Genomic DNA, 8,445 nt, shown 5'->3' with positions numbered 1-8,445 from the left:
GCGCTCGCCGACGCGCGCAACGGCCCAGCCCGCCGGGATGTTGCCGCACAGCTGCCCGACCACCAGCGCCGCTGCGACGAGGGCGGCGGTCGGGACATCGGCACCGAGTTCGGCCGCGATGATCGGGAGGAGCGGCACGACGGCACCCTCGCCCAATCCGAACAGGATCGTCGGACCGTAGACCATCGGGGCCAGACGCCACAGCATCCGCCCCATCTCGGGTTCGGACCCTGGGGGGACGGCGGCGCTCACTCTCTTCACGTTAGTCTGGAGTGTCATGCTTGATTTCGATCCGTCCGCCGACATCCAGGCCCTGCGTTCCACCTTCTCCGATATCCAGGCGGTGGTCGATGTCGATGCTCTGCGCGCCGAGATCGCGCGCCTGTCCGAGCAGGCTGGTGCTCCCGATCTCTGGGACGACGTCGAGAAGGCGCAGAAAGTCACGAGCGCGCTCAGCCACCGCCAAGCCGATCTCAAGCGGGTCACCGATGTGGAGCAGCGCCTCGACGACCTGGACGTGCTCGTCGAGCTCGCGCAGGAGATGGACGACGAGGACACCGCCGAAGAGGCGCGCAAGGAGATCGTCGCGCTGCAGGACGTCATCGGCCAGCTCGAGGTGCAGACTCTGCTCGACGGTGAATACGACGACCGTCCCGCCGTCGTCACGATCCGCTCCGGTGCGGGCGGCGACGACGCCACCGACTTCGCCGAGATGCTGCTGCGCATGTACCTGCGGTGGGCGGAGCGGCACAAGTACTCCGTGAAGGTGATGGACACGTCCTACGCGGAAGGCGCGGGCATCAAGTCCGCGACCTTCGAGTTGGATGCCCCCTACGCGTACGGAACGCTGTCGGTCGAGGCCGGCACGCATCGCCTCGCCCGCATCAGTCCGTTCGGTGCCGCCGACAAGCGTCAGACGAGTTTCGCGGCGGTCGAGGTCATTCCGGCGCTCGAGGAGGCCGTCGAGGTCGAGGTGCCCGAGAGCGACATCCGCGTCGACGTGTTCCGCTCGTCGGGGCCCGGCGGACAGTCGGTCAACACGACCGACTCCGCGGTTCGGATCACCCACCTCCCGACGGGCCTGGTCGTGTCGATGCAGAACGAGAAGAGCCAGATCCAGAACCGTGCCGCCGCGATGCGGGTGCTGCAGACCCGTCTGCTGCTGCTCAAGCGCGAGGAGGAGGCCGCCAAGAAGAAGGAACTCGCCGGCACGATCACGGCGAGCTGGGGCGACCAGATGCGTTCGTACTTTCTCTACGGCCAGCAGCTCGTGAAGGATCTGCGCACCGGATACGAGGTCGGCAATCCCGCGGTGGTGTTCGACGGAGACCTCGACGGCCTCATCGCCGCCGGCATCCGCTGGCGCAAGCGCAAGGACGACGAGGACTGACGCGGTCAGGCCCGTCTTCGGGAATGTCATCGAACCACGCGGATGCCGCGTCGAGGCTCACCCTGCCGACGAGCGCGTCACGAGGCGCGTCCTCGCCGATGCCGCCGAGATCGACGAGATACTCGGCGTCACGACACGGACCGCCGGGCAACACGATCAGGGGCGGAGCGGCCGCGTCTCCCATCGTCGACACCGGGAACGGGCGAAGCACAGGACGGATGCCGGGGCGCGGGGTGTCGCGTCCGGCATCCGCATCCTGCGCGCTTAGGCTCGACGCGTCATGATCCGGTTCGAGCACGTCACCAAGAAATACCGCGGGACCAGCAAGCCGGCGCTGAGCGACGTCGACTTCGAAGTGCAGCGCGGCGAGTTCCTGTTCCTCGTGGGCGCGTCGGGCTCGGGAAAGTCCTCGTGCCTGCGGCTGATCCTCAGGGAGGACAATCCCAGCGACGGCCGCGTCGTCGTGCTTGGACGCGACCTGCGGAGCCTCTCCACGCGCAAGGTGCCGTACTTCCGGCGTCACATCGGATCGGTGTTTCAGGACTTCCGCCTGTTGCCGAACAAGACGGTGTTCCAGAACGTCGCTTTCACGCTCCAGGTCATCGGCTCGTCGCGTGCGTTCATCCAGCAGGCGGTTCACGAAGCCCTCGACCTCGTCGGTCTCGACGGCAAGCAGAAGCGCCTGCCGCACGAGCTCTCCGGCGGAGAGCAGCAGCGCGTGGCGATCGCCCGCGCCCTCGTCAACCGGCCGCAGATCCTTCTCGCCGACGAACCCACCGGCAATCTCGACCCCGCCACCTCAGGGGACATCATGCAGTTGCTTGCCCGCATCAATGCCGGCGGCACGACCGTCGTCATGGCCACGCACGAGGCAGGTTTCGTCGATCAGATGAAGCGTCGCGTCATCGAGCTGCGAGGCGGCATCATTGTCCGCGACGACCGCCAGGGTGGCTACGGCGACACCTCTGTGATCCCGAGTCTGTCTCCGCAGGTCGAGAAGGGCGCCGCCGCGACCGCCGCGCTCAGCGCTGTTCAGGAGTTGCGCCGCGAGATCGCGTCGTCGCCCGTCGAACCGGTTCCGCTGTTGCGCGAAGCGGGGACGGATGCTGAACCCCCGGCATCCGCACCGCCCGCCGCGACCATGCAGGCCGTCGGCTCGCAGTCCGCCGCCGAGCCCGCGCCCACGACGCGCCCCATCCCGATCGACGCGCCCGAGGTGGACCTCAACGAGCTCGGCATCGGTGACATCGATCTCGGCAAGCTGGGTGTCGTCGACCGACTCGGCGACCGGCGCGGCGATGAAGTGGGGCCCACGTCATGAGGGTGAGGCTGATCCTCTCCGAGGTCTTCACCGGCCTGCGGCGCAACGCGTCGATGGTGATCTCAGTCGTTCTGGTCACGTTCGTCTCGCTGACCTTCGTCGGCGCCGCGATGCTCATACAGATGCAGATCGGCAAAATGCGCGACTACTGGGTGGAACGTGCGCAGGTGTCGGTGGTGATGTGTCGCGAAGATTCGACCGTGCCCACCTGCGCGAACGGGGTTGCGACGCAGGAGCAGCTGGACACGGTCGCGGAGCGGCTCGCGAGTCCGGCATTGAGCGACATCGTACGAGACGTGCGGTACGAGTCGGCAGACGAGGCCTATCAGAACCTCCTCGACCTTTACGGTGACGAGTACAAGGACTACGTCACACCGGCACAGCTGGGAGAGACGTACTGGGTGGGCCTGATCGATCCGGGTAAGGGCGATGTCATCACCGAGGCGTTCCAGGGCATGGAAGGTGTCGAGGCCGTGAAGAACCAGATGCAGTACCTCGAACCGCTCTTCTCGGCGCTGACCGTCGCCACGTACATTGCTGTGGGCATCGCGGTGCTCATGCTCGTCGCAGCCGTGCTGCTCATCGCGACGACGATCCGGTTGTCCGCCTATGCGCGAAGACGCGAGGTCGGCATCATGCGGCTGGTCGGCGCCTCGAACAGCTTCATCCAGACCCCGTTCATCCTCGAGGGCGTGTTCGCCGCGTTCATCGGCTCGCTCCTGGCGGGCGTGGCGATCGTGCTGGGCGTGCACTTCGGCGTCGGGCAGTACCTCCACGACCGGGTCACGTTCATCACGGACTGGGTCGATGTGAAGGATGCCGCGATCGTCATCCCCGTCATCGTCGTGCTCGGGCTGGTGCTCGCGGCGCTGTCCGCGGGTTTCGCGATTCGGCGCTGGTTGCGCGCCTGACTGGAGCCCGCCGACGCGGCGAGATCAGCGGAGCTGACGCCTTCGGCAGAGGTTGCAGGTAGACTGACGGGCTGCCGTGTCCGCGGCATCCGCCTGCGTGGGCGTAGGACGGGCCCAGCAACTAGAGGAGGAGTACGGCCATGGCCAGGGAACGCGGGGAGAAGGTCGTTGCGACCAACCGTCGCGCGCGCCACGAGTACACGATCGAGAAGACCTACGAGGCAGGGCTCGTGCTCACCGGCACCGAGGTCAAGTCACTGCGGCAAGGGCGCGCGAACCTCAGCGACGGGTATGCGTATATCGACGGCGGACAGGCGTACCTCGACGCCGTGCACATTCCGGAGTACGCGCAGGGCCACTGGACGAATCACTCCTCGAAGCGCACTCGTAAGCTGCTGCTCCACAAGGCAGAGATCGTCAAGCTGTCGCACGCGATCAGCGCGGGCGGGTACACGCTGGTGCCGCTGAAGCTCTACTTCTCGGACGGCCGCGCGAAGGTTGAGATCGCGGTAGCGAGGGGCAAGCGCGAGTACGAGAAGCGGCAGACGATTCGCGAGCGCGAAGACAAGCGCGAGGCCGAACGCGCGATGCGCAGCCGCAACCGGCTGGGGGAGTAGCGGGCGGTCAGGCAGCCCGGAACCGCGCCTCGACGCCGGCTGTGACGACGATGTCGTCGGGCCGGAAGTTCGCGATGGGGGCGACTCCGGCATCGACGGACATGGCTGCCCGGGCGAACATCCGAGGTGCCTGCTCCGGGCGTGAGTCGCCGAGCAGCCCCACGTCGGCGATCTCGATCGGCACGACGCTCGCATGGCCGATAGCGGCGGCGTAGGCGTTCGCACGCTCGACGGCGACCGCGACGGCATCCGTCGCCACGTCGCGCTCGACGCGCGCGCGAGTCTCGGGTGTCAGCTGCCACTCGACAGTACCGACCTGCAGCCCGTCGGTCGCCGCGATGTCGTTCAGCCAGTCGGAGAGGCTGAGCGTGTCGGTGAAGGTCACGGCGAACTCGACCGACGCATGATGGACGAGGTCGAGCTGCCGGCCCTCGTTGTTCCACGGCCGGTCCGACCAGACCGCGACCCGCTGGCTGGACCAATCCGCGATTGTGCCGGCATCCTTGCGCGCAGCGAGATCCTCGCGCACGGGGAAGGCGAGGGCCGCGACACGCTCCACAACGGTGCCTCGGTCGGGGCCGTCGACGGACGCCGACACATGTGCAACGGCGCGCTCGGGTGCGATGCGGGTCTGGCTTTCCCCGCGGACGGTGATGATCACGTCACTCATACGCTAAACTGTAATGCTCGGGTGTCGAAGGCTCCTGAGAACAACTCCTACACAACTCCACAGCGTGACAGCGGTTCCTCCTCTGGAGGATTCACGGGGCTGATCGGTTTCGACAGCGTCTGCGAATCTGCGAGAAGCGGGCCGAGGATGCAGAGTTATCTCGCTAACGACCTCTGCGAAACAATAAGTGCCGATGCAAAGCGCACTGACTTCGCCCTCGCTGCCTAAGCGAGCCCGATAGTCCGTCAGACCGTGTGTGACCCCGCCACGGGCCCTGGCGTCATCTAGGGGTCTTGCCGTGTGACGGGGCCTCGACGTCGCACGGGACTCTTCTGAGGCTGGGCTCGTCGACTTAGGTGTCTGTGACAAAGGTCGGAGCCGAGCAGAACGTCTCTACAGACTGCGCCCGGAGAAGACGCCGTATCCCAGCGTTGGACGGGGGTTCGATTCCCCCCAGCTCCACCACCCGCTGTCACAGAGCGAAGCCCCCCGATCCCTTACGAGAGTAGGGATCGGGGGGCTTCGTCGTTCCTGGGAACGGGCGCCGCGCGGGGCGTCACCCACACCTTGTTCTTGCCGGCTGGGTCTCCGAGTCGAAGCGAGGTGGCCGACCACCTGCGCGGGCCTTCGCTTTACGGCACACGCCCGGTCTGGAGCCAGCCGAACGAGCCGGCGAGGGCAAACATCGCCGCCGTCGCGGCCGCGGCGAGGAGCCACATCAGCGGGCGTCGCGGGAGGGCGTGGCAGAGAGGGCTGGTGCGCTGCGTCCGACGCCGGCGGCGCGGAGCCGGGAGGCCAGGGCGATGCCGGCCAAGGTGAAGGCGAGGAAGGAGACCGGGATGATCGCGGCGGCGGTCAGGCCTATCCAGAGAGGGAAGCTGCCCAGGTCGAACACGATCCACACGCCTGCGAGGTTGACGAGGGACATGAGTCCGGAGGCGGCGAACCACCGCCACCTCGGCCAGGTGCGATAGCCGGTGACGCCGAAAGCGAGCTCGTATAGGCCGCCGAGCAGTGCCATCGGCACGATCGCGAGGATGCTGCGCGGCGTGAACGGCGCCGTCGCGAGTCCCGCCACGACTCCGGCGATGATCGCCGCCCCCGGATGGCGCAGCAGTGCCTGCGCGATCACGGGACCGAGCACGAACGTGCCGACGAACGCGGTGTACAGGATCGGGATGGTCGCCGCGACGAGCACCTGCAGGAACACAACCGGGATCATCACGACCCCGCCGGCGACGCCGATCGCCGCCGCGGCCAGCAGCAGCCGCGTGGAGATACCCCGCCGCGTCGGTCGCTCGGCGCTCACTGCCCGGCCTCGTCTGAGGTCTGTTCCGTCGTCCGCGCGCGTGCCCAGGCGAGGGCCGCATCCGGGTCGACGGTGCTGAACGTCGGGCAGCCCCACAGCTTGTCTCCGGAGCGGATGGTCTTGGCCTGCCGCTGCATCGTGTCCGCGGTCACGATGAACGCGAGCCCGATGCAGTGCGCGTGCAGTCCCGGTCGCAGGCGCTTGAGCGTGCGGACCCGCTCGGTCACGTCGCCGAGGCGGACACCGCGCGGCGGCGCCTCTGGCATCCGTACGACGGCTGCGAACGGCTCCCCGCGCTCGATGGCGGTCAGCAGGGCGGCCGAGACCTCACGGGCCGCCGTCTCCGGCGGGGTGTCCGCCGCGTCGATCTCGACCAGCGGCGGGACGGACGGAGTGTCGGACATGGGCTCCTCGTTCGGATCGGGGTAGTGGGTAAGGCGACCCTAACATTAATAGTAACCAATGGTCATTAACATTTGGCACCGAGGTAGGCTGGGGTGATGGCGGACGTGGCGGAGGTGAGTCGGCGGGGTCGTCCGGCGCGGCTCAACCGGGAGGCGATCGTCGCTGCGGCCCTGCAGAGCGACCTGCGCACGCTGACCATGCGCGAGCTCGCGGGCCGCCTGGGTGTGACGCACGGAGCGCTCTACCGCTGGGTCGCCGACCGGGAGAGCCTCCTGCACCTGGTCGGCGAGGTCATCGTCGACCGCATCCTGCCGACGACCGAGCCGACAGTGCAGACGTGGCGGGAATGGCTCGCGAGGCTGGCCTGGTCGATGCACGACGAGTTCCTCGCCGTCCCCGGATACGCTACCCACGTCGCCCAGCCGCACGAGCATAGCCCGCACGCCTTCGGCCAGCTGCGTGACCGCGTCGTCGGCGCCTTCCGGATCGCCGGTGCCAGCCCGGAAATGGCCGAGCAGAGCTGGTACGTGTTCGGCCTCAGCGTCGTGCAGTGGCTCGGCGCACGACAGTCCGGGATTCACCTTGGCGAGGTCGAACCTGACTTCGAACTGTTCATCGACGTGCTGTTGCGCGGGCTGCCGGCCCGACGTGAGGCCGACCCGGTCACGTCCTAAGTCTGATGACGCAGGCCAGTACCCTCCGCGTTGCGGTCTTCCGTGTCGCTGGCGCCAGCGCGATCCTCGGGATCCTCATCGACGCGTACGTACTCCGGGTCGCCGTCGGCGACGGGAACCCGTTCGACTTCTTCGGCTACTTCACCAACCAGACGGCTCTGCTGACCAGCATCGTCCTGATCGTCACCGGCGTACTCACCCTCCGGCGGCGGCCCGTTCCCGCGTGGCTCTGCACGGTGCGGGCGATCGCGACTACATCCGTGATCATCGTGGCGTTCGTCTACAACGTGATCGTCCCGGGTACCGGCTCTGCGCCGCCGTGGATCAGCACAATCCTCCACATCGTGTTTCCCGCGCTCGTGATCCTCGACTGGATGCTCGTCCGCGACCGTCCGGCGCTGCCGTGGCGCCAGCTCCCCCTGGTTCTCGTCTACCCAGGCACCTGGCTGGTGGTCGTTCTCGTCCGCGGCGCGACCGACGGCTGGGTGCCCTACGGGTTCCTGCTTCCCGAGCGCGGCGTCGCGTCGCTCGCCCTCACCGTCATCGCGTTGGCTGCCGCGCTCATGGTCGCCGGAACGATGGTATGGGCGGCAAGCAGGTTTCGAGGACTTTCGGCTCGAGCGGTGCCAAGGATCGGGGAAGCCGATGTGAGCGAACGGTGACGGATGCCGTCGCGCGGGTCAGTTCGTCGGCCGCTCGATCAGCAGCAGGTTCTGCTTCGTGTCGGCGACGGTCACCCAGCCGTCGCCGAACTCGTACGTCATGCCGTAGCCGTTCTCATCGACGGTGGGGGATTGGGTGGCGTCTTCGGTGACGTAGTAGCTGTCCGTACCTTCTTCGCGAGTCCAGCCCTGCTCCTCCAGGCGGCCCAGGGCAGCGTCGGCTTCGTCCGCCGTGATCGGCGCCCAGCCGAACAGCAGTAGGTTGCCGGAGGCGACGGTGAAGTCCGCCCATGTGCAGGTGAAGCCGTCTTGGAGGGTCTCGCCGGCGATCGCGAAGACGTCCTCTTTGTAGCTCCAGTTCTGCGCCTTCAGGTCCCCGAGGATCTCGTCACCGACGAGACCCTCGCAGGTACCGTCGGCGGCGCCCGCGGTGGCCGCTGCCGTCGGAACGGGCGCGGCGGTGCTCGGCACGGCGGCGGGTGACGC

11 protein-coding genes, 1 other RNA gene and 1 pseudogene are annotated in these 8,445 nt (G+C 67.7%); 7 read left to right on the top strand and 6 right to left on the bottom strand.

From position 1 onward, the window contains the following. Positions 1-207 (bottom strand): annotated as a pseudogene (locus WBP48_RS00465) (MFS transporter); the annotation flags it as partial. Positions 208-277: 70 nt separating this feature from the next. Here WBP48_RS00465 and prfB point away from each other — a divergent pair. Next, complete coding sequence (prfB, locus tag WBP48_RS00460) at positions 278-1,390, top strand: peptide chain release factor 2 (RefSeq protein WP_424434454.1); 1,113 nt, start codon at positions 278-280, stop codon at positions 1,388-1,390. Here the strand turns inward: prfB and WBP48_RS00455 are convergent. After that, positions 1,341-1,688, bottom strand: a complete 348-nt coding sequence (locus WBP48_RS00455; RefSeq protein WP_424434451.1) for a hypothetical protein — start codon at positions 1,686-1,688, stop codon at positions 1,341-1,343. The genes prfB and WBP48_RS00455 overlap by 50 nt on opposite strands. Between WBP48_RS00455 and ftsE the strand changes: the two genes are divergently transcribed. The 3 genes from ftsE (at position 1,671) to smpB (ending at position 4,239) form a co-directional block, all read left to right on the top strand. Then, positions 1,671-2,711: a cell division ATP-binding protein FtsE gene (ftsE, locus tag WBP48_RS00450; RefSeq protein WP_424434448.1), complete on the top strand. Its 1,041-nt coding sequence runs from the start codon at positions 1,671-1,673 to the stop codon at positions 2,709-2,711. The genes WBP48_RS00455 and ftsE overlap by 18 nt on opposite strands. Beyond that, positions 2,708-3,622: a permease-like cell division protein FtsX gene (ftsX, locus tag WBP48_RS00445; RefSeq protein WP_424434445.1), complete on the top strand. Its 915-nt coding sequence runs from the start codon at positions 2,708-2,710 to the stop codon at positions 3,620-3,622. Before ftsE ends, ftsX begins: the two co-directional genes overlap by 4 nt. 140 nt (positions 3,623-3,762) lie before the next feature. Then, on the top strand, positions 3,763-4,239 hold the full coding sequence (gene smpB / locus WBP48_RS00440; RefSeq protein WP_424434442.1) for an SsrA-binding protein SmpB: 477 nt from the start codon (positions 3,763-3,765) through the stop codon (positions 4,237-4,239). Between the two features lie 7 nt (positions 4,240-4,246). Here the strand turns inward: smpB and WBP48_RS00435 are convergent, their stop codons facing one another. Beyond that, positions 4,247-4,909 carry an SIMPL domain-containing protein gene (locus tag WBP48_RS00435; protein WP_424434439.1) on the bottom strand — a complete coding sequence of 221 codons (663 nt, stop codon included), beginning with the start codon at positions 4,907-4,909 and terminating at the stop codon, positions 4,247-4,249. 95 nt (positions 4,910-5,004) lie between these two features. Here WBP48_RS00435 and ssrA point away from each other — a divergent pair. After that, positions 5,005-5,374, top strand: a transfer-messenger RNA (tmRNA) gene (gene ssrA, locus WBP48_RS00430). Positions 5,375-5,627: 253 nt separating this feature from the next. Here ssrA and WBP48_RS00425 read toward each other — a convergent pair. Both WBP48_RS00425 and WBP48_RS00420 read right to left on the bottom strand, forming a co-directional pair. Further along, a complete protein-coding gene (locus WBP48_RS00425) occupies positions 5,628-6,218 on the bottom strand; it encodes an ECF transporter S component (RefSeq protein WP_424434436.1) in 591 nt (196 codons plus the stop codon). Beyond that, complete coding sequence (locus WBP48_RS00420; protein ID WP_424434433.1) at positions 6,215-6,622, bottom strand: hypothetical protein; 408 nt, start codon at positions 6,620-6,622, stop codon at positions 6,215-6,217. The genes WBP48_RS00425 and WBP48_RS00420 overlap by 4 nt, the downstream gene beginning before the upstream one ends. 96 nt (positions 6,623-6,718) lie before the next feature. Between WBP48_RS00420 and WBP48_RS00415 the strand changes: the two genes are divergently transcribed. After that, on the top strand, positions 6,719-7,297 hold the full coding sequence (locus WBP48_RS00415) for a TetR/AcrR family transcriptional regulator (RefSeq protein WP_424434430.1): 579 nt from the start codon (positions 6,719-6,721) through the stop codon (positions 7,295-7,297). 5 nt (positions 7,298-7,302) lie between these two features. Beyond that, positions 7,303-7,959, top strand: coding sequence for a Pr6Pr family membrane protein (locus WBP48_RS00410; RefSeq protein WP_424434427.1), 657 nt, complete (start codon positions 7,303-7,305; stop codon positions 7,957-7,959). Positions 7,960-7,977: 18 nt separating this feature from the next. Here WBP48_RS00410 and WBP48_RS00405 read toward each other — a convergent pair. Next, the coding region (locus tag WBP48_RS00405) for a nitrate ABC transporter substrate-binding protein (RefSeq protein ID WP_424434424.1) at positions 7,978-8,445 on the bottom strand (468 nt) is incomplete at its 5' end.

The organism is Microbacterium sp. (assembly GCF_049661145.1).
Taxonomy (GTDB): Bacteria; Actinomycetota; Actinomycetes; order Actinomycetales; family Microbacteriaceae; genus Microbacterium.
This window is presented reverse-complemented; position numbering and strand designations above follow the sequence as displayed.

Bases quoted from the DNA above. Each gene is read 5' to 3' on its own strand.
- prfB (WP_424434454.1), top strand. From the start codon at position 278: ATGCTTGATTTCGATCCGTCCGCCGACATCCAGGCCCTGCGTTCCACC.
- ftsE (WP_424434448.1), top strand. From the start codon at position 1,671: ATGATCCGGTTCGAGCACGTCACCAAGAAATACCGCGGGACCAGCAAG.
- ftsX (WP_424434445.1), top strand. From the start codon at position 2,708: ATGAGGGTGAGGCTGATCCTCTCCGAGGTCTTCACCGGCCTGCGGCGC.
- smpB (WP_424434442.1), top strand. From the start codon at position 3,763: ATGGCCAGGGAACGCGGGGAGAAGGTCGTTGCGACCAACCGTCGCGCG.
- WBP48_RS00435 (WP_424434439.1), bottom strand. From the start codon at position 4,909: ATGAGTGACGTGATCATCACCGTCCGCGGGGAAAGCCAGACCCGCATC.
- WBP48_RS00420 (WP_424434433.1), bottom strand. From the start codon at position 6,622: ATGTCCGACACTCCGTCCGTCCCGCCGCTGGTCGAGATCGACGCGGCG.
- WBP48_RS00415 (WP_424434430.1), top strand. From the start codon at position 6,719: ATGGCGGACGTGGCGGAGGTGAGTCGGCGGGGTCGTCCGGCGCGGCTC.
- WBP48_RS00410 (WP_424434427.1), top strand. From the start codon at position 7,303: ATGACGCAGGCCAGTACCCTCCGCGTTGCGGTCTTCCGTGTCGCTGGC.